At 67.3% G+C, this 18,852-nt stretch carries 21 protein-coding genes; 12 read left to right on the forward strand and 9 right to left on the reverse strand.

Translation table 11 applies throughout. The annotated features are described in order from the left end of the window. Positions 1-94: 94 nt before the first annotated feature. The 3 genes from FHW81_RS13720 to FHW81_RS13730 all read right to left on the reverse strand — a co-directional run bounded on the left by FHW81_RS13720 (position 95) and on the right by FHW81_RS13730 (position 1,605). Positions 95-736: a glutathione binding-like protein gene (locus FHW81_RS13720; protein ID WP_003081964.1), complete on the reverse strand. Its 642-nt coding sequence runs from the start codon at positions 734-736 to the stop codon at positions 95-97. Positions 737-902: 166 nt separating this feature from the next. Next, positions 903-1,103: an SEC-C metal-binding domain-containing protein gene (locus FHW81_RS13725; protein ID WP_003081984.1), complete on the reverse strand. Its 201-nt coding sequence runs from the start codon at positions 1,101-1,103 to the stop codon at positions 903-905. Between the two features lie 7 nt (positions 1,104-1,110). Continuing rightward, positions 1,111-1,605 (reverse strand): LEA type 2 family protein, encoded by a 495-nt coding sequence (locus FHW81_RS13730; RefSeq protein WP_003081986.1) that lies wholly within the window; start codon positions 1,603-1,605, stop codon positions 1,111-1,113. A 314-nt stretch (positions 1,606-1,919) separates the two neighbouring features. Between FHW81_RS13730 and FHW81_RS13735 the strand changes: the two genes are divergently transcribed. Continuing rightward, a complete protein-coding gene (locus tag FHW81_RS13735) occupies positions 1,920-2,480 on the forward strand; it encodes a hypothetical protein (RefSeq protein ID WP_003081987.1) in 561 nt (186 codons plus the stop codon). Between the two features lie 119 nt (positions 2,481-2,599). On the opposite strand, the gene FHW81_RS13740 is transcribed toward FHW81_RS13735, so the two are convergent. From FHW81_RS13740 to FHW81_RS13755, 4 genes are all read right to left on the reverse strand, one after another. Next, complete coding sequence (locus tag FHW81_RS13740) at positions 2,600-3,220, reverse strand: trimeric intracellular cation channel family protein (protein WP_003081997.1); 621 nt, start codon at positions 3,218-3,220, stop codon at positions 2,600-2,602. An 82-nt stretch (positions 3,221-3,302) separates the two neighbouring features. Continuing rightward, positions 3,303-3,620: a hypothetical protein gene (locus FHW81_RS13745; RefSeq protein ID WP_003082000.1), complete on the reverse strand. Its 318-nt coding sequence runs from the start codon at positions 3,618-3,620 to the stop codon at positions 3,303-3,305. After that, on the reverse strand, positions 3,620-4,093 hold the full coding sequence (locus tag FHW81_RS13750) for a YchJ family protein (protein ID WP_003082003.1): 474 nt from the start codon (positions 4,091-4,093) through the stop codon (positions 3,620-3,622). The genes FHW81_RS13745 and FHW81_RS13750 overlap by 1 nt, the downstream gene beginning before the upstream one ends. A 2-nt stretch (positions 4,094-4,095) precedes the next feature. Then, positions 4,096-4,593: a DUF6231 family protein gene (locus FHW81_RS13755; protein ID WP_003086343.1), complete on the reverse strand. Its 498-nt coding sequence runs from the start codon at positions 4,591-4,593 to the stop codon at positions 4,096-4,098. Between the two features lie 130 nt (positions 4,594-4,723). Between FHW81_RS13755 and FHW81_RS13760 the strand changes: the two genes are divergently transcribed. The 3 genes from FHW81_RS13760 to FHW81_RS13770 all read left to right on the forward strand — a co-directional run bounded on the left by FHW81_RS13760 (position 4,724) and on the right by FHW81_RS13770 (position 6,573). Beyond that, the gene (locus tag FHW81_RS13760) at positions 4,724-5,356 is read left to right on the forward strand and encodes an OmpA family protein (protein ID WP_003082015.1); all 633 of its coding nucleotides are present in this window, start codon (positions 4,724-4,726) and stop codon (positions 5,354-5,356) included. A 115-nt stretch (positions 5,357-5,471) separates the two neighbouring features. Continuing rightward, positions 5,472-5,771, forward strand: a complete 300-nt coding sequence (locus FHW81_RS13765; RefSeq protein ID WP_003082018.1) for a DUF1145 domain-containing protein — start codon at positions 5,472-5,474, stop codon at positions 5,769-5,771. Further along, positions 5,764-6,573 carry a hypothetical protein gene (locus FHW81_RS13770; protein WP_003112523.1) on the forward strand — a complete coding sequence of 270 codons (810 nt, stop codon included), beginning with the start codon at positions 5,764-5,766 and terminating at the stop codon, positions 6,571-6,573. The genes FHW81_RS13765 and FHW81_RS13770 overlap by 8 nt, the downstream gene beginning before the upstream one ends. A 38-nt stretch (positions 6,574-6,611) precedes the next feature. Here FHW81_RS13770 and FHW81_RS13775 read toward each other — a convergent pair whose 3' ends face one another. Continuing rightward, on the reverse strand, positions 6,612-7,076 hold the full coding sequence (locus FHW81_RS13775; RefSeq protein WP_003082024.1) for a CopD family protein: 465 nt from the start codon (positions 7,074-7,076) through the stop codon (positions 6,612-6,614). A gap of 129 nt (positions 7,077-7,205) precedes the next feature. Here FHW81_RS13775 and dinG point away from each other — a divergent pair, with 129 nt between their 5' ends. From dinG to FHW81_RS13815, 8 genes are all read left to right on the forward strand, one after another. Next, positions 7,206-9,350: an ATP-dependent DNA helicase DinG gene (dinG, locus tag FHW81_RS13780; RefSeq protein WP_003086351.1), complete on the forward strand. Its 2,145-nt coding sequence runs from the start codon at positions 7,206-7,208 to the stop codon at positions 9,348-9,350. Between the two features lie 78 nt (positions 9,351-9,428). Continuing rightward, positions 9,429-11,702, forward strand: coding sequence for a beta-agarase (locus FHW81_RS13785; protein WP_073670246.1), 2,274 nt, complete (start codon positions 9,429-9,431; stop codon positions 11,700-11,702). A 109-nt stretch (positions 11,703-11,811) separates the two neighbouring features. Continuing rightward, positions 11,812-12,957: an EstA family serine hydrolase gene (locus tag FHW81_RS13790; protein WP_003112520.1), complete on the forward strand. Its 1,146-nt coding sequence runs from the start codon at positions 11,812-11,814 to the stop codon at positions 12,955-12,957. Positions 12,958-13,162: 205 nt separating this feature from the next. Next, positions 13,163-14,044 (forward strand): OmpA family protein, encoded by an 882-nt coding sequence (locus tag FHW81_RS13795; protein WP_003082037.1) that lies wholly within the window; start codon positions 13,163-13,165, stop codon positions 14,042-14,044. Between the two features lie 98 nt (positions 14,045-14,142). Beyond that, on the forward strand, positions 14,143-14,790 hold the full coding sequence (pdxH, locus tag FHW81_RS13800) for a pyridoxamine 5'-phosphate oxidase (protein ID WP_003158199.1): 648 nt from the start codon (positions 14,143-14,145) through the stop codon (positions 14,788-14,790). Positions 14,791-14,797: 7 nt separating this feature from the next. Beyond that, the gene (locus FHW81_RS13805) at positions 14,798-15,910 is read left to right on the forward strand and encodes a CdaR family transcriptional regulator (RefSeq protein WP_014603183.1); all 1,113 of its coding nucleotides are present in this window, start codon (positions 14,798-14,800) and stop codon (positions 15,908-15,910) included. A 158-nt stretch (positions 15,911-16,068) separates the two neighbouring features. Further along, positions 16,069-17,427 (forward strand): GntP family permease, encoded by a 1,359-nt coding sequence (locus FHW81_RS13810; RefSeq protein ID WP_003086363.1) that lies wholly within the window; start codon positions 16,069-16,071, stop codon positions 17,425-17,427. A gap of 41 nt (positions 17,428-17,468) precedes the next feature. Continuing rightward, positions 17,469-18,614: a glycerate kinase gene (locus FHW81_RS13815; protein ID WP_003082051.1), complete on the forward strand. Its 1,146-nt coding sequence runs from the start codon at positions 17,469-17,471 to the stop codon at positions 18,612-18,614. On the opposite strand, the gene FHW81_RS13820 is transcribed toward FHW81_RS13815, so the two are convergent. Further along, entirely contained in the window at positions 18,593-18,835 is a 243-nt protein-coding gene (locus tag FHW81_RS13820; RefSeq protein WP_003082053.1) for a hypothetical protein, read from the reverse strand. The genes FHW81_RS13815 and FHW81_RS13820 overlap by 22 nt on opposite strands. Positions 18,836-18,852 lie beyond the last annotated feature (17 nt).

Raw genomic sequence — 18,852 nt, forward strand, 5'->3', positions numbered from 1 at the left:
CGTCGAGAGGCGCTACGTTAGTGAGGAGCGCAGGGCTGCGCAAGCTCCGCCTGCGATCGTCCGCGAGGACGTCCGCAGGCCGGCTCGGGACCCGCTACTGCGGCGGATTGATGCGCTCCACCAAAGCATAGGCGCGTTGCGTCGCCGGACGCTGGCGAATGCTCTCGAACCAGCGCTGCAGGTGTGGGAAGTCGGCGAGATCCTGCTCCTGCCACTGGTGCGGGACGATCCACGGATAGATGGCCATGTCGGCGATGCTGTAGTCGTCGCCGGCGACGAAGGCGCGGTCCGCCAGGCGCTGGTCGAGAACGCCGTACAGGCGCGCGGTTTCCTTGACGTACCGGTCGATGGCGTAGGGAATCTTCTCCGGGGCGAAGCGGTTGAAATGGTGGTTCTGCCCTGCCATCGGCCCCAGCCCGCCCATCTGCCAGAACAGCCACTGCAGGGTTTCCTGGCGCGCGCGCAGGTCCTTGGCGAGGAAGCGTCCGGTCTTTTCCGCGAGATAGAGCAGGATGGCGCCGGACTCGAACAGCGACAGGGGAGCGCCGCCGTCGGCCGGTTGGCGATCGACGATGGCGGGAATCTTGTTGTTCGGCGACACCTTCAGGAAATCCGCCTGGAACTGGTCGCCCTGGCTGATGTTGATCGGATGGATGGCGTAGGGCAGGCCGGTTTCTTCCAGGAAAAGAGTAATCTTGTGGCCGTTCGGGGTGGTCCAGTAGTACAGGTCGATCATCGGTGCGTCTCCGGCTCGTCGATGGGCTACGAACGGAAGACTCTACGCCAGGAACCTAGGTTCGATGCAAACCGCTGTCGCGCATGACGCCCCGGCGGGGCTGGTGGCGCGCCAACGAAAAGGCCCGCTGCTCAGCGGGCCTTCGGATGCCGGCGCGTGCGAAGGGTCAGGCGCCGTGGCACTTCTTGAATTTCTTCTCGCTGCCGCAGGGGCAGGGATCGTTGCGGCCTACGGCCTTGAGCGGATTGCGCACCGGCTCGTGGCTGTGGTTGCAGTGCGGACCATGGACATGACCATGGCCATGATCGTGATGATGATCGTGGTCGTGGTTGCAGTTCGGGCCGTGTACGTGGGGTTCCTGACTCATGGTGGACCTATTCTGGGATGAAATCGCCGGGAATTATCTCGCCATTTCGTCTCAGGTGCACGCTGCGGCCGAACATCAGTCCGGTCTTCACTTCGCCCTGCAGGCGGTAGCGGATCGGCTCCTCGGGACGCTCGAGGAGCTTGACGATGTATTTCATGTGGCGCCAGAGATTGGTTCGCACCGGTACGTCGAATACCTCGTGGCCGTGGGCGGGAACCGTGAACCACTGGCCGGACTCGCCTTCTGCGAGCTGGATGTCGTTCAGTTGCACGGCGTACTGCAGGCCGCGTACCGGCAGGCTGAAATCGTTGGGGTTGTCGATGCGGAAGCGCATCACGAACTCCTGTTCCAGCAAGCGTGCCTTGACCACTTCCACCTTCAGCAGCTTGACGTCGGGGTCTTCGAAGCTGCCGGTCATCCAGCTGCAGCCCGAGAGATGGGAGAGAACTCCCCACGCCATTATTAGGCTGATAATTCTTATCATTTGCGCCTGGTAATTCATGCTATTCCCCCCGAGACGCCCCAGTTTAACAAGCAGTGATTGTGCTGCAACTTATTGTTGTATAGAGGAAAGATGTTTCAGGTACAGGCCTGTGTCCATATGTTTCCCATAGCGCAGTCGGGGGAGCATGGAGAAGCGCGTACGCCCGTGCAAGTCTTCCCGTCGGCTGGCGTGACCGGCTCGGCTAACCTGAACGGACCCGCCGGCCGATTTGCCGGACCCAGTCACTCCACGCGTGGCTGTCGATGGGTACAATCGCTCGACGAAACGCCAGGGCCGCCATGCCGAGCGGCCCTTCACTCGGAGAGATGCCAATGAGCCGCTTTGAAATCGCCTTTTCCGGCCAGTTGGTCGCCGGCGCCCGTCCCGAGGTGGTCAAGGCCAACCTGGCCAAGCTGTTCCAGGCCGACGCGCAGCGTATCGAACTGCTGTTCTCCGGCCGCCGGGTGGTGATCAAGAACAACCTCGATGCCGCCTCCGCGGAAAAATACCGCAGCGTGCTGGAGCGAGCGGGAGCGATCGCCGTGGTCGCCGAGATGGAGGTCGAGGAGGTGGTCATGGCGCCGCCGCCTGCGCAGACGACTCCCGTGGAGGCCCCGCAGACCCGCGCCGCTACTGGTACCAGCGCGCCCGCCGGACGCTTGCAGGTAGCGCCGCGGGACGGCTACATGGCGGCGTTCGCCGAGGTCGATGCGCCGGATTTCGGCCTGGCTCCGGTAGGCGCCGACCTACAGGACGCCAAGGCCGAAGCCGAGGCGCCGAAACTCGACCTGAGCCGCTTCAGCGTCGCCCCGGTCGGTAGCGACATGGGCCAGGCACGCTCCGAGCCAGCGGCTCCGGCTCCGGACACCAGCCACCTGCGCCTGCAGGACTGAGGCGGGCAGCGGCCTGCGACAAGCCAGGGCGTGGGGCGGATAACCGCGTCGCGAGGCCGTGGCATCGGGGACAGGCGAGGGGTTGGAGGAACGCGTCGGCCAGGGGGCAGGCGCTTGCTTCAGTGGTCGAAATCGTCCTGGTAGACGAACTTGGGCATTTCCCAGTGGAAGCGGATGGCCAGCAGGCGGAACAGGAAGCCGCTGAACAGGGTGATCAGCATCGCCTGCTCGGAAGGCAGTTCCAGCTCCACGCAGATCAGGTAGCACCAGGCGCTGGCGAAGGACACGCTGGCATAGAGTTCGCGGCGGAATATCAAGGGTACGTCGTTGCACAGGATGTCGCGGAGAATGCCGCCGAACACCCCGGTGATCACCCCGCTGATCGCCGCGATCAGCAGGCTGTGGCCCATTTCCAGGCTGACCTGGCAGCCGATCAGGGTGAAGGCCACCAGGCCAACCGCGTCGAGTACCAGGAACAGCGAGCGCAGGTGGCGCATCAGCGGCGCGATGAACACTGTCACCAGCGCGGCGACTGCGGTCAGCGCCAGGTATTCCGGGTGACGGACCCAGGTCAGCGGGTAATGGCCCAGCAGCATGTCGCGTACCGAGCCGCCGCCCAGGGCGGTGACGCAGGCGATCAGCACCACGCCGAACAGGTCCATGCTGCGCCGGCCGGCCGACAGCGCACCGGTCATGGCTTCGGCGGTGATGGCGATGATGTAGAGCACGGTCAGCAGCATGGGGATGGGGCCCGGATGAAAAGGCTGCGCATTCTACCCGAGCGCTCGTCAACGCCCAAACCGCGCAGCCTGGCGCAGCATCTCAGGCGTGCATGCGCAACCAGAAGCGTTCCTGGCAGGCGTTGACGAAGTGCTTGTAGCGTGGGCTGATTTCCTGCCCGGCGGAATCCAGCACTTCGTAGCCGATCCAGCATTCCTCGCAGGCCCCGCTGCTCGGCAGGAGGTCGCGCTCGCAGTGCTGGCGCAGGCGCACGCCGTTGTCGAAACGGTAGAGCGCTTCGCAGCTGTGGATCTCGACGCCGTCCTCGCAGCGCTGTTGCTCTTCGACCTGCGCATCGCTTATCGAGACCGGCGAGGGCAGGGCATGGATGGCGCGGATATAGCTGGCGAGCGAATGCATCAGGTGATCCACGGACCGCAGCATTTCTTCAGCTTGCCGCCGGCGCCGCAGGGGCAGGGATCGTTGCGGCCGAGTTTCAGGGCCACGGTCGGATCGAGGAAGTACCAGCGACCGTTGCGCTGGACGAAGCCGGAACATTCGCGATGGGCATGTTCCCCGTCGGCGTCGTGCCAGCGCGCGACGAAGGTGACTCGCGCATGCTCCGGCTGGCCGCCGAGCACCTCGTGGTTTTCCACCTCCAGACCGAGCCAGGTGCTGCCGTGGCTCCAGGCGCGGATGCCGTCGAGATCGAGGCCGGCCTGTTGCGCCGGCAGCGTGGTGTCGCGCAGGTAGTCCACCAGTCCGAGGGCGTAGGCGCTGTAGCGCGAGCGCATCAGGGCTTCCGCGGTAGGCGCGGGATGTCCCTGGTGATAGCGGCCGCAGCAATCGTCGAGCGGGTCGCCGCTGCCGCAGGGGCAAGAGGGTTGGGTCATGGTTACCACCAGTACTTGCCGAAGTTTTCCGGGTTGGCCCAGAACTTGGCGTTCAGCCAATCGGGGACCTGCTTGTATTCGTACAGGTCGTAGGTGTACAGGGTCAGCGTCTGGCCTTCGCGCTGGAAGCGTTCGCTGTTCTGCATGGCGAGGGCGAAGAAGTCGGTTTCCTGCCAGTCGCTGGCCTCGAGGTCGACCAGTACGGCGACCCGGCTGGCGTTCAGGTTGCGCACGCCCGCGAGCAACTGCAGACCGGTGCGCTGCGGCAGGTGTTCCAGGCAATCGACGAACAGCGCCAGGTCGAAGCGCTGGCCGGCCAGTTCGGCGGGCAATGCCGCCGCCGGGCTGTGCGCCAGTTGGCACTGGGGATGGTTGTGGATGAAGGCCTCCACCGCCGGCAGCCGGCTGGCGCCGACCAGCAGCAAGCGCTTCGGCGCGTAGCGGGCGAGCAACGCGGCCAGGGCCTGCTGCGGGGTGCGGGGAGAAATCGGTTCGCTCATGGGAAAACACTCTCCTGGGATTCGCCAAGACTAGCCTGAAGCGCCTGCATGGCCTAGTGCTGGCGCTTTTTTCGGCTGGGGTCTTTACTCCCTATTTGTCGGTTACAACCGATCCACGAGGAGAGTTCCAATGAGCATCACGAGGACCGCTTTACCCCTGATTCTGGTCAGCGGCTTGCTGACCGGTTGCGCAGGGTTGCAGAAAAGCGACTGGCCGACCTGTGCGGCGGTCGGTGGTGTTACCGGCGCCGGCCTGGGCGCGATCGAAAGCAGCAGCTGGGCCGGCTGGGGCGCCCTGATCGGCGGTGGCGTCGGTGCCGCCTATTGCTGGGTGCACGGTGCCGGCGAACAGGTCGCGCCGCCGCCTCCGCAGCCGGTCGAGGAAGTCGCGCCGCCGCCTCCCGTCGTCAAGGAAGAAACCATTGTCGTGCGCGACCTGCACTTCGCCTTCGATTCGTCGAAGGTGGACGCCGCCGACAGCGAGAAGCTCAACGGCATCGCCGAACGCCTGAAAGGCGAGGCGGCCAGTACGCGCCTGAGTATCACCGGGCATACCGACAGCGTCGGTTCCGATGCCTACAACCAGAAGCTGTCGGAACGGCGCGCGAATGCCGTTGCGAACTATCTGATTGATGCCGGGGTGCCTTCGAGCATCATCGTCGGCGTGCAGGGATTGGGCGAAAGCCAGCCGGTCGCCGACAACAAGACTCGCGAAGGGCGGGCCGAGAATCGCCGGGTGGAAATCCTCATCAAGCGCGAATGACGCAGGCGGCGCGGAGCAGAACGGGGGCGTCGAAGCCCCCGTTTTCGTTCATGGCTGGCGCCGCGGCGGGCTGGCGAGTATGTTCCCCCGCACACGATGTCTTGGGGGGAGTTCCATGAAAGCGTTTCTCGGGCTGGGCAAGCTCGTGACCCTGGTGTTCTGGGGCGCGGTGCTGGTCAATCTGCTGCATCCGTTCGCCTATCCGCTGAACTGGCTGTTGTCGATAGCCGGCGGCCTGATCCTGTTGATCCACCTGATCGAGATTCTCGTCCTCGGAGGACGCCTGAAAGCGCGCGCGCATCCCTGGCTGGATCGTCTCCAGGTCTTGCTGTTCGGGGTCTTCCACATGCTTGCGTTGCCGGCGTTGAGCCCGGCCAGCGAGTTACCGCAGGACAAGGAGGACGATCATGCGTAAGGCCATGCTCGGATTGTTCCTGGTCGTTCCCCTGGCCTGGGCTGGCGCCGTGTTTTCGGCCGAGGCGCCGCCGGCACGCCAGCAGGGTATCGGCGGAACCGTGAAGGTGCAGGCGAACTCGGTGATGCGCCTGCCCAAGCGGGCCCAGGAGCTGCGCCTGCGCAGAGTGGAGATCGGCGAGGATGCCGCCCTGCTGATTCCGCTGGAGGTCAGCGTCCTGCGCATCGAGGAACTGCACATGGCGAAGAACGCCCGGATCGGCGTGGCGCCAGGCGAGGAGCGAATCAGCATCGAAGTCGTCAGCGGCCGCCTGGCCGATGGCAGCATCATTTCCGCGCCCGGCGCGACCGGCACCTTCCGGCAAAGCGCCGGTAACGGCCGCGACCTGACCTTGCGCCTGCAGGCGGTGGAGGTGGAAAGCCTGCTGCTGGACGCCCGCGGTGGCGTCGGCGCTCCAGGCTACGATGGCCTGGACGGGGCTTCCGGCAAGGCCTCCGGCTGCCTCTGGGGCAGCGCGCTGAAAGGTGGCGACGGCCAATCCGGAAGCGACGGCGGTCCGGGCGGGGCGGGCGGTCGGATTCGTCTGGAAGTGCCGGGCGATTTTCCTCTGGAGCGCTTGCAAACCCGTCTGCAAGGCGGCGTCGGCGGCGCTGGAGGCAAGGCCGGCAAACCGGGTGCGGCGGATAACGCCACCGGTTGCTGGATCTACTCGGTGGATGCCGGTCGTGCGGGGCGCAGCGGAGAGGACGGCGCGAACGGCACCAACGGCAGCGACGGCAGCCTGGACGTCGTGCGCTTCTGAGGAGAGGCCGGCAGCACGGCTTCCGGCGCCTCGCCGGTTCAGAGGCTCGGGCGTGCCGCTACCAGGGCTATCAGCAACAGGCCGAGGAGCAGGTTGAAGCCGACGGTGCGGCGGATCTTCCCCAGCGCCTGCCCGCCTGCCGGCCAGTCCTGGGCCTGCACCGCGCGGCGCAGTTCCGGCACTTGCAGCGCCTGCACCCGCAGGAACAGTGCCAGCATGGCGACGTAGAGCCCCATCATTACCTGTACGTAGCGCGGCGCGCCGGCGAAACCGTTGAAGCTCAGGTGCAGCATGCCGACGCCGCTGATCGGCAGCAGGATCACCGCAGCCCAGACCCAATGGAAGAAACGGCGGAACACCTCCAGCCACAGGCCCAGGCGGGCTGGGGCCTCCAGCGCGGCGACGGCCGCCGGACGAAGAATCGTCCAGGCGAAGAACATGCCTCCGACCCAGACCAGGGCGGCCAGGACATGCAGGGCGTAGACGAGGGCGTAGGGGGTCATTCGGCGATCTCCGCTGGCGGTTGTGACGAAGCGCGTTATCATAGCCGCCCTGTCGAACCACTGAAAATTTATCCAGCTATGGCGCGCCGGCGGATTCGTCTTCCGCTGCGCGCCGGGCCCAGGAATTCCATGCTCAGCGCCGAACTCAAGTCCCAGATCCAGGGTGCCTACACCCGCTTTCTCGAAGCCAAGGAGCTGAAGCCTCGCTATGGCCAGCGCCTGATGATCGCCGAAGTGGCCAAGGCCCTCGGCGCGATCAAGGAGGACGAGGAGGGGCACCGCGAGGGCGAGCCGGCGGTGGTCGCGGTGGAGGCCGGAACCGGTACCGGCAAGACCGTGGCCTACAGCCTGGCGGCGATCGCCTGCGCCAAGGCCAGTGGCAAGCGCCTGGTGATAGCCACCGCGACCGTCGCCCTGCAGGAGCAGATCGTCCACAAGGATCTTCCCGACCTGCTGCGCAACAGCGGGCTGGCCTTCAGCTTCGCCCTGGCCAAGGGCCGCGGGCGCTACCTGTGCCTGTCCAAGCTCGACGTGCTGCTGCAGGAAGGCCAGGCGCAGAGCGCGACGGCGCAACTGTTCGCCGACGACGGTTTCAACATCGATGTCGACGAGACCAGCAGCAAGCTGTTCAACCAGATGATCGAACGCCTGGCCGGCAACCGCTGGGACGGCGACCGCGACAGCTGGCCGGAGGCGATCGACGACGCGCATTGGGCGCAGCTCACCACCGATCACAGCCAGTGCACCAACCGACATTGCCCGAACTTCCAGCAGTGCGCCTTCTACAAGGCGCGCGAAGGGATGACCAAGGTCGACGTGATCGTCACCAACCACGACCTGGTCCTGGCTGACCTGGCCCTGGGCGGCGGCGCCATCCTGCCCGATCCGCGCGAGACCCTCTACGTGTTCGACGAGGGCCATCACCTGCCGGACAAGGCGATTGGCCATTTCGCCCATTTCACCCGCCTGCGCGCTACCGCCGACTGGCTGGAGCAGATCGCCAAGAACCTCACCAAGCTGCTCGCCCAGCACCCGCTGCCGGGCGACCTCGGCCGCCTGATCGAACAGGTGCCGGAGCTGGCCCGGGAGATCAAGACCCAGCAGCAGTTCATGTTCACCGCCTGCGAAGAGATCGGCGATTTCCGCGCCGGCGAGGACATGGAAGGTCGCGAGCGGCCGCGTCACCGTTTCGTCGGCGGGGTGGTCCCCGAGCATATCCGCGAGATGGGCATCGAGCTGAAGAAAGGCTTCTCCAAGCTGACCGACCTGTTCACCCGCCTCACCGATATCCTCAAGGAGGCGATGGACGGCGAAGGCGCCGGCGGCATCGCCAGCCACCAGGCGGAGGAGTGGTACCCGCTGTTCGGTAGTCTTTTGGCGCGCGCCCAGGGCAACTGGGAACTGTGGACCGCCTTCACCTGCGAGGACCCGCAGGACAGCCCGCCGATGGCGCGCTGGCTGACCCTCGCCGAGAGCGGCAGCTTCTACGACATCGAAGCCAACGCCAGCCCGATCCTCGCCGCCGAGACCCTGCGCCGCAACCTGTGGAACGTCGCCTATGGCGTGCTGGTGACCTCGGCGACCCTGACCGCGTTGGGCACCTTCGACCGCTACCGCATGCGCGCGGGCCTGCCGCGCAACGCGGTCACCGCGGTGGTGCCGAGCCCCTTCCACCATGCCGAGGCCGGGGTATTGCGGGTCCCCGACCTCAAGGCGGATCCGCGCAACGCCGCCGAGCACACCGCGGCGATCATTCGCGAGCTGCCGGAACTGGTGAAGGGCGCGCGCGGCAGCCTGGTGCTGTTCTCCTCGCGCAAGCAGATGCAGGAAGTCTTCGACGGTCTCGACCGCGACTGGCGCAAGCGGGTGTTCATCCAGGGCAACCTGTCCAAGCAGGAAACCCTGAACAAGCACAAGTCGCGAGTCGACGACGGCGAGGACAGCGTGCTCTTCGGCCTCGCCAGTTTCGCCGAAGGCGTGGACCTGCCGGGGGCCTATTGCGAACACGTGGTGATCGCCAAGATTCCCTTCGCGGTACCCGACGACCCGGTGGAGGCGGCGCTGGCCGAGTGGATCGAGGCGCGCGGCGGCAATCCGTTCATGGAGATCGCCGTGCCAGACGCCTCGCTGCGGTTGGTCCAGGCCTGCGGGCGGCTGCTGCGCACCGAGCAGGACCGCGGCACCATCACCCTGCTGGACCGCCGCGTGGTCACCCAGCGCTACGGCAAGGCTATCCTCAATGCATTGCCGCCGTTCCGCCGGGAAATCGCCTGACGCGCTGGCCTGCGCGGGAGGGCGCCAGCCTTCACGTCCGAGCCGCATCAGGAATTCCCGGCATTTGCCCAGGCCGGGATGGAGTTAAGGAAAACAGGCTTCATGATCCGTTCGCGTTGGCATCTTCCCCTGCTTCTCGGCCTGCTCGCGGTGGCCACGCCGCTGGCGGCGAGCGACACCCAGCAGGTGCTGTTCAACTTCGTCAAGCCAATGGCCGTGGTCGGCATCACCCTTGAGGATGCCGACCTGCCCAGCGCGACGGCGGAGGCCACCCCGGAGGGCGACATTCTCCGTCGCGTCACCTTCAGCCCGGCGCAACGGCCCACCTTGCGCATGAGTCCGGCGCAGGGCCGTTGGGACTGGTCCGCAGCGGACTACGTGAGCCTGCGCATCCAGAACGCCATGAGCTGGGACATGACCCTGGAGGTCGCGATCGAGGGCGAGCAGGGCGCGCCGGGGTTGCAGGCATCCATAGAGCTTCCGGCAGGCCCGCCGCAGACCCTGCTGGTGCCGTTGCGGGCGGTTTCGCCAGAGGCTCTGGGCATGCGTGCGGGGCCGCCGATGCCGCAGATGGTCGAAGGCCAGCGGATGCTGCTGGCGCCACGCGTGGAGGGCTCGCTGGACCGCGCCAGGGTCGGGGCGCTGAGCCTGTCCCTGCGCTCGCCGCAAGCTCCCCAGAGCATCCTGCTCGGACGTTTCGGCATACGCGCAGGGAGGGCGGTGGAGCGGAGCATCCTGACCGGCCTGATCGATCGCTATGGCCAGTACAGCCGCGCCGACTGGCCGGAAAAGATTCGTTCCGACGAGCAGTTGCGCAGCGCCTATGCGGCCGAGGCCGCACAGCTCCGCGACTGGGAGCGGCAGACACCGGCGCGCGACCGTTTCGGCGGCCTGCTGGGTGGGCCGGTGTTCGAAGCCAGCGGTTTCTTCCGCACGGAAAAACGTGGCGGGCGCTGGTGGCTGGTTACTCCGGAAGGACATCCGTTCTGGTCGCTGGGCGTTAATGCGGTGACCGCCGACGGCAGCCGGACCTACGTCGAAGGACGCGAGCCGATGTTCGCCGAACTGCCGGCGGAGGGTGAGCCGCTGGCCGCATTCTTCGGTGAGGGCGACGACCGCCGCGGCGTCGCCGCGCAGGCCGGGCGGCGCTTCGGGCATGGTCGCTGGTTCGATTTCCTCGGTGCCAATCGCCAGCGCATCGCTCCCCAGGCGAGTGCCGACCAGCTCGCCGGCGAATGGCGCCAGCGCACCCTGGAGCGCCTCTCGGCATGGGGTTTCAACAGCCTCGGCAACTGGAGCGATCCGGCGCTCGCCGCACAGACGCGGATGCCCTACAGCCTGCCGCTGTCGATCGCCGGCGACTACGCCACGGTCAGCAGCGGTTTCGACTGGTGGGGAGCCATGCCCGATCCCTTCGACCCGCGCTTCGCCATGGCCGCCGAGCGCGTCATCGCCATCGCTGCTCGCGACCACCGCGACGATCCCTGGCTGCTCGGCTACTACGCCGACAACGAACTGGCCTGGGCCGGGCGCGACGGCTCGGCCCAGGCGCGCTACGGCCTCGCTTTCGGAGCCTTGACGCTGTCCATGGACAGTCCGGCGAAGCGCGCCTTCGTCAAGCAATTGAAAGCCAAGTACCTGGGCCATGAGGCATTGGCCGAGGCCTGGGGCATCGAGCTGGCCGCCTGGGAGGCCCTGGAGGCGCCGGGCTACGCGGCTCCGCTGCCGGGCGAGGGGCATCCGGCCATCGCCGAGGACTACAGCGCCTTCCTCCGGCTGTATGCCGACGCTTACTTCAAGACCCTGCGCGACGCCCTGCAATGGCACGCACCGAACCACCTCCTGCTCGGCGGCCGCTTCGCCGTCAGCACTCCCGAGGCGATCACCTCCTGCGCCCGGTATTGCGACCTCCTCAGTTTCAACCTCTATACGCCGTTGCCCGGGCAGGGCCTGGACGACTCCCTGCTGGCGCGGCTGGACAAGCCGGTGCTGATCAGCGAGTTCCACTTCGGCTCGCGGGATCGCGGTCCGTTCTGGGGTGGTGTCAGCGAGGCGGCCAATGAGCGGGCGCGCGGCGACTCCTACCGAACGTTCCTGGAGGCGGCGCTGAAGAGTCCGTATATCGTCGGCGCCCACTGGTTCCAGTACCTCGACCAACCGGCCAGCGGGCGTCTGCTGGACGGCGAGAACGGCCATATAGGCCTGGTCGGGATCACGGGCTTGCCGTTCGCCGGCTTCGTCGACACGGTGCGCCGAAGCAACCTTGCCGCCCTGTCGCGACTGTCGGCGATGGCCAGGTCCATGCCTGCCGTCGAGCCTCTGCCGCCGCGCGAGGATTCAGCCGGTTCATGAGCGCGCATTCACCGCCGCCCGCTTGCGGCGAACCCCTCTTATGTCAGGGTTCACAAGGCCGCCGAGGGCTGGAAGAATGCCCCGACCACTTTCCCACCGGAACTTGCCCATGACGCCCCAAGGCCACTGTGACAGCCGTTTCGCCCCGCTTGCCGAGGCCTTCGCCCGGCTTTTCGACAATCCGCAGGAGCGCGGCGCGGCGTTGTGCCTGGAGGTCGGTGGCGAGACGGTGGTCGACCTCTGGGGCGGCGTCGCGGACAAGGACGGCGAGCAGCCCTGGCAGCGCGACACCATCCTCAATCTGTTCTCCTGCACCAAGACCTTCACCGCCGTTGCCGTGCTGCAACTGGTGGCCGAGGGCAAGCTCGAACTGGACGCGCCGGTGGCACACTACTGGCCCGAGTTCGCCGCGGCCGGCAAGGCAGCGATCAGCGTGCGCCAGTTGCTCTGCCATCGCGCCGGCCTGCCGGCGCTGCGCGAGCAGATGCCGCCCGAGGCACTCTACGACTGGCAGGCGATGACCACGGCACTGGCCGCCGAGGAGCCCTGGTGGACGCCTGGCGAAGCGCACGGCTATGCACCGATTACCTATGGCTGGCTGCTCGGCGAGGTGATCCGCCGGGTCGACGGCCGCGAGCCGGGCGAGGCCATCGTGGCGCGCACCGCGGCACCGCTGGGCCTGGATTTCCATGTCGGCCTGGACGACAGCCAGTTCGGCCGCGTCGCCCACATGGCACGGAGCAAGGGCAGCCTCGGCGACGCTGCCGCCCAGCGTATGCTGAAGACCATGATGAGCGAGCCATTGGCGCTGACCACCCGTGCCTTCACCAATCCGCCGTCGATCCTCACCAGCACCAACAAGCCGGAATGGCGACGCATGCAGCAGCCGGCCGCCAATGGCCATGGCAACGCGCGCGCGCTCGCCGGCTTCTATAGCGGCCTGTTGCAGGGACGTTTGCTGGAAGATGAACTGCTGGGCCAGTTGGCCCACGAACACGCGGTAGGCGAGGATCGGACCTTGCTGACCCGGACCCGCTTTGGCCTCGGCACCATGCTCGACCAACCGGGCGTGGCCAATGCGACCTACGGACTCGGCCCCAAGGCCTTCGGCCACCCTGGGGCGGGTGGCTCGATCGGCTTCGCCGATCCCGAGCGCGACCTGGCTTTTTCCTTTGTCAGCAACGCCTTGGGGCCGTATGTGCTGATGGATCCGCGGGCGCAGCAGCTGGCGCGTGTCGCGGGGGAGTGTCTGTAATCCGTTGGTTAACTTTTAACCGCTTGTCGGCTCGACGCTAAATTTCATTGCCAAATAATGGCTTAGCGACACAATCTAAAGCGTCGTATGAGATAGGGCGTTGCCGGGGCAGTGGATCGACTCCGGCATCGCTGCGATGTGACCGGCGGTTGAGCCGAATGTTCCATCGGGCTCGCCTTCTTTCACTTCCAACGGACCCCGACGTATGAAACTGCTTAAGACCTCGACGCTTCTTCTCTGCATGACCGCCTCCGGCTGCAGCTATTTCCAGACCCAGGACGCTTCCTCGCAGCCAGCCAAGGCTCCGGCCGAGCAGGCTTCCAGCCATTCATGGTGGCCGTTCGGCAAGGACGACGGACAGACCGTCGCCAAGCAGGCCACGGAACAGAAGGCCGAAGCCGAGCATGTCGGCTCCAGCCACTGGTGGTGGCCGTTCGGCAAGGACGAAGGCGGTCGGGACGTAGCCGCCAAGGCAGCGGAGCAGAAGGCCGAGATCGCCGCGGCGAAGAAAGAAGTCGCCGCCGCAGCCGAGCCGAAGGCCGCCAACCCCTGGTGGTGGCCGTTCGGCGCCAGCTCGGCGAGCAAGGCGTCGGGCAAGCCGGCACTGGTCCAGCAGAAGGTCACCAAGGAGTGGCTGGATGCCCATGAGAAAGCCCTGCGCGAAGCGATCGCCGGTAGCGAGTTCACCCTCGAACGCCGCGACAACGCATTGATCGTCATCGCCCCCGCCGACTACTCGTTCAATCCCAAGCGCCACACCATGCTGATGCCGATCACCCTCAACCCGCTGGGCAAGGTCGCCAAGATGGCCCAGGCCGATCCGCAGAGCGGTATCCTGGTACTCGGCCATACCGACAGCACCGGCAGCAAGGCGGTCAACGACAAGCTGAGCTTCGAGCGTGCCCAGTCGGTGGCGGCGATCTTCCGCCTCAGCGGCCTGAAAGGCGACCAATTGCGCCTGAAGGGGGTCGGTTCCGACATGCCGCGCGCGGACAACGCCAGCGCCGCCGGCCGCGCCCAGAACCGTCGCGTCGAAGTGCTCTATACCCAGCGCGCCAGCCTGCTGTCCCTGGCCCAGGGCAACTGAGCCGAACCGGGGCAGGGCGCTTGGCGCCATTGTCCCGGATCAAGCGCGAGGCGGAGTCTGCGGTTAAGCTATGGCGCATTTCCCCCTGGAGATGCGCCATGACCCAGTCCCTGGCCGATATGCGCCGCGAGTACACCCGCGATGGCCTCAGCGAGGCCAACGCCCCTAGCGATCCCTTCAGCCTGTTCCGCCAGTGGTTCGACGACGCGGTGAAGACCGAGCGCCTGCCGGTCGAACCCAACGCCATGACCCTGGCCACCGTCGACGCCGACGGCTATCCGCATTGCCGTATCCTCCTGCTCAAGGGCCTCGACGAGCGCGGCTTCACCTTCTTCACCAACTACGAAAGCGCCAAGGGCCGGCAACTGGCGGCCAATCCGCGGGCGGCCATGACCTTCTTCTGGCCGGCGTTGGAGCGCCAGGTGCGCATCGAAGGCAGCGTCGAGAAGGTCACTCCCGAGGAATCCGACGCCTACTACCAGGTGCGTCCGCTGGGCAGTCGCCTGGGCGCCTGGGCCTCGCCGCAGAGCCGGGTCATCGCCGATCGCGCCGAGCTGGAACGGCTGCTCGCGGACACCGAGCGGCGTTTCGCCGACCAGCCGCCGAGCTGTCCCGAGCACTGGGGCGGCTACCGTCTCCTGCCGCAGCGCATCGAGTTCTGGCAGGGGCGGCCGAGCCGCCTGCACGACCGTCTCGACTATCGACGCCAGGACGGCGGCTGGCGGCGCGAACGCCTGGCGCCCTGAATCCTCCATGTTCGAACTGGATTCGACGCTGGCGCAGCACATCGTCGATCGGGCGATGGCGATCCTGCCGCACAACATCAATGTGATGGATGCCCAGGGCATGATCATCGGCAGCGGCGATCCATCGCGCCTGCATACCCGCCACGAAGGGGCGCAACTGGTGCTGGCCAACCGGCGGGTGGTGGAAATCGACGAGCAGGCCGCCGCCTGCCTGCGCGGGGTGCGGCCAGGGGTGAACCTGCCGTTGCTGCACGCCGAGCGGCTGGTCGGCGTGCTCGGCATCACCGGCGCGCCGGAGGTGGTCCGGCCCTATGCCGAGCTGGTGCGGATGGCAGCGGAAATGCTCATGGAACAGCGCCAGATGCAGGACGAGCGACACTGGCAACGCCAGCGTCACGAAGCCTGGCTGCGCCAGTTGCTCGATCCCGGCCACGGCCTCGGGGCGCTGGCGGCCGATGCCGAACACCTGGGGCTGGCCATGCACTGGCCGCGCCAGGCGGTCTTCCTGGAGTTGCCCGAGCATGCCGATCCGCTGCCTTGCCAGGCTCGCCTGCTGGCGGCACTCGGCGGCCGGGCGGAGCACTGGAGCGCGGCGCTGGGCGAGCGCCTGGTGTTCTGGTGCCGGCCGGTAGCCCACGCAGATACGCTCGAGCACTGGCTGGAGCGCGCCGACGCGCGCGGCTGGGGCGTGGCGCGCCTGTGTGCCGGCGACCCGGCGCATGACCTGGCCGAGCTGCGCGCCTCGGCCTGCGCCGCGCGCGACCTGCTGGACTATGCGCGCAGCCGGTTGCCCGGTCGGCGGGTCGTGATCCTGGACGGACACCGCCTCGCCAGCCTGCTGTTCAGCCAGCGCGACAGTTGGCAGGTGCGGCAGCTGCTGGCGCCCTTGCAGCGGTTGCTCGACCACGATCCGCAAGGTTCGCTGGCCGCTACCCTGGAGTCCTGGTGCGCCCATGACGGGCACGCCCAGGCCTGTGCCCAGGCGCTGGGAATCCATCGCAACAGCCTGCGCTACCGACTGGAGCGCATCGCTTCGATCAGCGGGCTCGATCTCGCTCGCCTGGAGCACCGCCAGCAATTGTTGCTGGGGCTGCAATTGCTCGTTCCGCGCCGCGGGTAACGGGCGATCAATCGATTCACTGTGCAGTCGCACAAAATGTTCCCCTTCCAGCGCCGTCTTCCTCTGGCCGTTGCACAAGGCGTGTCCGGTCCCGACGGAGCGAAAATGACCCGCCCCTGGGCGCCCATCCCACACCCATAACAACAAGGAGGCGGCTCATGACCCTGGTCCTGATCCTGCTGGCGTTGATCGCCTTTATCGTCCTGTCCACCACGCGACTCAAGCTGCACCCGTTCCTCGCCCTGCTGGCGGCCGCGCTGATCGCCGGCTTCGCCTACCAGGTACCCACGGCGGAAATCGTCAAGACCGTTACCGGCGGCTTCGGCAGCATCCTCGGCTACATCGGCATCGTCATCGTGCTCGGCACCATCATCGGGGTGATCCTCGAGCGCAGCGGTGCGGCGATCACCATGGCGGAAAGCGTGATCCGCCTGCTCGGCGAACGCTTCCCGACCCTGACCATGTCGATCATCGGCTACCTGGTGTCGATCCCGGTGTTCTGCGATTCCGGCTTCGTCATCCTCAACTCGCTGAAGAACGCCCTGGCGGCGCGGATGAAGATATCCACCATCGCCATGAGCGTGGCCCTGGCCACCGGTCTCTACGCCACCCACACCTTCGTGCCGCCGACCCCGGGACCGATCGCCGCGGCCGGCAACCTCGGCCTGGACGCCAGCCTTGGCCTGGTGATCGTGGTCGGCCTGGTGGTCGCCTTCGTCACCGCGATGGCCGGCATGTGGTGGGCCAATCGCTTCGTCGGCAAGGACATTCCCCTGGTCGACGACGGCCAGGTCGTCCAGACCGAAGAGGACTTCAGCGAGCTGCGTGCCCGCTACGGCAAGCTGCCCAGCGCCACCCAGGCGTTCGCGCCGATCTTCGTACCGATCCTGTTGATCTGCCTTGGCTCGGTCGCGGTATTCCCGAGCAAGCCGCTGGGCGAGGGCGTACTGTTCGCCTGCCTGAACTTCCTCGGTCAACCGGTGATCGCCCTGCTGGTCGGCCTGGCGCTGGCCTGCACCCTGCTCAAGGGCCAGAGCAAGCGCGAGGAATTCCATGAGCGCGTGGTGGAAGGCATCCAGTCGGCCGCGCCGATCCTGCTGATCACCGGCGCCGGCGGCGCCTTCGGTGCGATGCTGAAGATCACTCCGCTCGGCGACTACCTGGGCAGCACCCTGTCAGCGTTGGGCATCGGCCTGTTCATGCCGTTCGTGGTGGCGGCCGCGCTGAAGACCGCACAGGGCTCGACCACCGTGGCGCTGGTCACCACCTCGGCGCTGGTCGCTCCGCTGCTGCCGCAGCTCGGCCTGGACAGCGAGATGGGCCGGGTGCTGACGGTCATGGCGATCGGTGCCGGAGCGATGACGGTGTCCCACGCCAATGACAGCTTCTTCTGGGTGGTCACACAGTTCAGCCGCATGACCGTATCCACTGCCTATCGCGCCCAGACCCTGGCGACCCTGGTCCAGGGTATCGCCGGTATGCTCGCGGTATGGCTGCTCAGCCTTGTGCTGCTCTGATTGAAGCGGGGCCGGGGACTCCCGGCCCTGCGAGGTGACTGATGAAAATCGTGATTGCTCCTGATTCGTTCAAGGAAAGCCTGTCCGCGCCCGACGTCGCCGAGGCTATCGCCCGCGGCTGGCGGCGAGTCTTCCCGCAGGCCGAGGTGTTGCTGCGGCCACTGGCGGACGGCGGCGAAGGCACGGTCGATGCGGTACTCGCCGCCACCGCCGGCGAACGTCGCGAATGCCGTGTCGAAGGCCCGCTCGGTGAGCCGACCCTGGCGCACTGGGGCTGGCTGGACGACGCCACCGCAGTGATCGAAATGGCTTCCGCCAGCGGCTTGCACCTGGTCCCGCGCGACCGCCGCGACGCCACGCGCAGCAGCAGCCGTGGCACTGGCGAGCTGATCCGTGCGGCGCTGGACGCCGGGGCGCGGAAGATTATCCTCGGCCTCGGCGGCAGCGCTACCAATGATGCCGGCGCCGGCCTGCTGGGCGCGCTCGGCGTGCGTTTCCTGGCTGCCGACGGCGAGGAACTGGCGCCCGGCGGCGCCGCGCTGGCTGGCCTGCACAGTCTCGACCTGGGCGGGCTGGATCCGCGCCTGGTGGATGTCGCGGTGGAAGTCGCCGCAGACGTCGACAACCCGCTATGCGGGCCGCGCGGCGCGTCGGCGGTGTTCGGTCCGCAGAAGGGCGCCAGCGCCGAACAGGTGGCGCAACTGGATGCCGCCCTGGCGCACTTCGCCAAGGTGGTCGCGGCGACCCTTGGCGAGGACTTCAGCCGGGTGCCGGGCGTCGGCGCCGCCGGCGGCCTGGGTTTCGCCGCGAGGGCATTCCTCCGCGCGCGTTTCCGCCCAGGCATCGAACTGGTGGCGGAGCTGGCCGGGCTGGCCGATGCGCTGGTCGGTGCCGACCTGGTGCTGACCGGCGAGGGCCGTCTGGATGCGCAGAGCCTGCACGGCAAGACCCCGGTGGGCGTGGCGCGGATCGCGCGCCAGGCCGGCGTTCCCGTGGTAGCCCTGGCCGGCAGCCTGGGCGACGGCTACCAGCGCCTGCACGACGCCGGCATCGATGCGGCGTTCAGCCTGGCGCCGGGACCGATCAGCCTGGAGCAGGCCTGTGCCGGAGCGGCGGCGGAACTGGAGGCGCGCGCCGAGCAGATCGCCCGGCTCTGGCGCCTGGCTCAGGCTTCGCGGGAAGGGTAGTCGGCGGCGGCGCGCTCCAGCCAGGCCGGCAGGTCGCGCCGCTTCACCTTGCTGGCCTTGGCCTCGGCCAGTCGCTGTAACAGATAGTCACGCTTTTGCGGGTCGTCGCCGGCGAATGACAGCGCCAGGTCGCGGTCCATCCAGCGGCGGATGCGCCAGTAGATCCACCAGTGGAAATACAGGCCGGCGGCGGTGGTGACGACGATGATGAAATAGTCCATGGCTGTTCCTTCTGCGG

The organism is Pseudomonas sp. RC10-4-2, assembly GCF_050433085.1.
Taxonomy (GTDB): domain Bacteria; phylum Pseudomonadota; class Gammaproteobacteria; order Pseudomonadales; family Pseudomonadaceae; genus Pseudomonas; species Pseudomonas aeruginosa.

Excerpts from the sequence above, each read along its gene's own strand:
- FHW81_RS13720 (WP_003081964.1), bottom strand. The coding sequence starts at position 736 with ATGATCGACCTGTACTACTGGACCACCCCGAACGGCCACAAGATTACT.
- FHW81_RS13725 (WP_003081984.1), bottom strand. The coding sequence starts at position 1,103 with ATGAGTCAGGAACCCCACGTACACGGCCCGAACTGCAACCACGACCAC.
- FHW81_RS13730 (WP_003081986.1), bottom strand. The coding sequence starts at position 1,605 with ATGAATTACCAGGCGCAAATGATAAGAATTATCAGCCTAATAATGGCG.
- FHW81_RS13735 (WP_003081987.1), top strand. The coding sequence starts at position 1,920 with ATGAGCCGCTTTGAAATCGCCTTTTCCGGCCAGTTGGTCGCCGGCGCC.
- FHW81_RS13740 (WP_003081997.1), bottom strand. The coding sequence starts at position 3,220 with ATGCTGCTGACCGTGCTCTACATCATCGCCATCACCGCCGAAGCCATG.
- FHW81_RS13745 (WP_003082000.1), bottom strand. The coding sequence starts at position 3,620 with ATGCATTCGCTCGCCAGCTATATCCGCGCCATCCATGCCCTGCCCTCG.
- FHW81_RS13750 (WP_003082003.1), bottom strand. The coding sequence starts at position 4,093 with ATGACCCAACCCTCTTGCCCCTGCGGCAGCGGCGACCCGCTCGACGAT.
- FHW81_RS13755 (WP_003086343.1), bottom strand. The coding sequence starts at position 4,593 with ATGAGCGAACCGATTTCTCCCCGCACCCCGCAGCAGGCCCTGGCCGCG.
- FHW81_RS13760 (WP_003082015.1), top strand. The coding sequence starts at position 4,724 with ATGAGCATCACGAGGACCGCTTTACCCCTGATTCTGGTCAGCGGCTTG.
- FHW81_RS13765 (WP_003082018.1), top strand. The coding sequence starts at position 5,472 with ATGAAAGCGTTTCTCGGGCTGGGCAAGCTCGTGACCCTGGTGTTCTGG.
- FHW81_RS13770 (WP_003112523.1), top strand. The coding sequence starts at position 5,764 with ATGCGTAAGGCCATGCTCGGATTGTTCCTGGTCGTTCCCCTGGCCTGG.
- FHW81_RS13775 (WP_003082024.1), bottom strand. The coding sequence starts at position 7,076 with ATGACCCCCTACGCCCTCGTCTACGCCCTGCATGTCCTGGCCGCCCTG.
- dinG (WP_003086351.1), top strand. The coding sequence starts at position 7,206 with ATGCTCAGCGCCGAACTCAAGTCCCAGATCCAGGGTGCCTACACCCGC.
- FHW81_RS13785 (WP_073670246.1), top strand. The coding sequence starts at position 9,429 with ATGGAGTTAAGGAAAACAGGCTTCATGATCCGTTCGCGTTGGCATCTT.
- FHW81_RS13790 (WP_003112520.1), top strand. The coding sequence starts at position 11,812 with ATGACGCCCCAAGGCCACTGTGACAGCCGTTTCGCCCCGCTTGCCGAG.
- FHW81_RS13795 (WP_003082037.1), top strand. The coding sequence starts at position 13,163 with ATGAAACTGCTTAAGACCTCGACGCTTCTTCTCTGCATGACCGCCTCC.
- pdxH (WP_003158199.1), top strand. The coding sequence starts at position 14,143 with ATGACCCAGTCCCTGGCCGATATGCGCCGCGAGTACACCCGCGATGGC.
- FHW81_RS13805 (WP_014603183.1), top strand. The coding sequence starts at position 14,798 with ATGTTCGAACTGGATTCGACGCTGGCGCAGCACATCGTCGATCGGGCG.
- FHW81_RS13810 (WP_003086363.1), top strand. The coding sequence starts at position 16,069 with ATGACCCTGGTCCTGATCCTGCTGGCGTTGATCGCCTTTATCGTCCTG.
- FHW81_RS13815 (WP_003082051.1), top strand. The coding sequence starts at position 17,469 with ATGAAAATCGTGATTGCTCCTGATTCGTTCAAGGAAAGCCTGTCCGCG.
- FHW81_RS13820 (WP_003082053.1), bottom strand. The coding sequence starts at position 18,835 with ATGGACTATTTCATCATCGTCGTCACCACCGCCGCCGGCCTGTATTTC.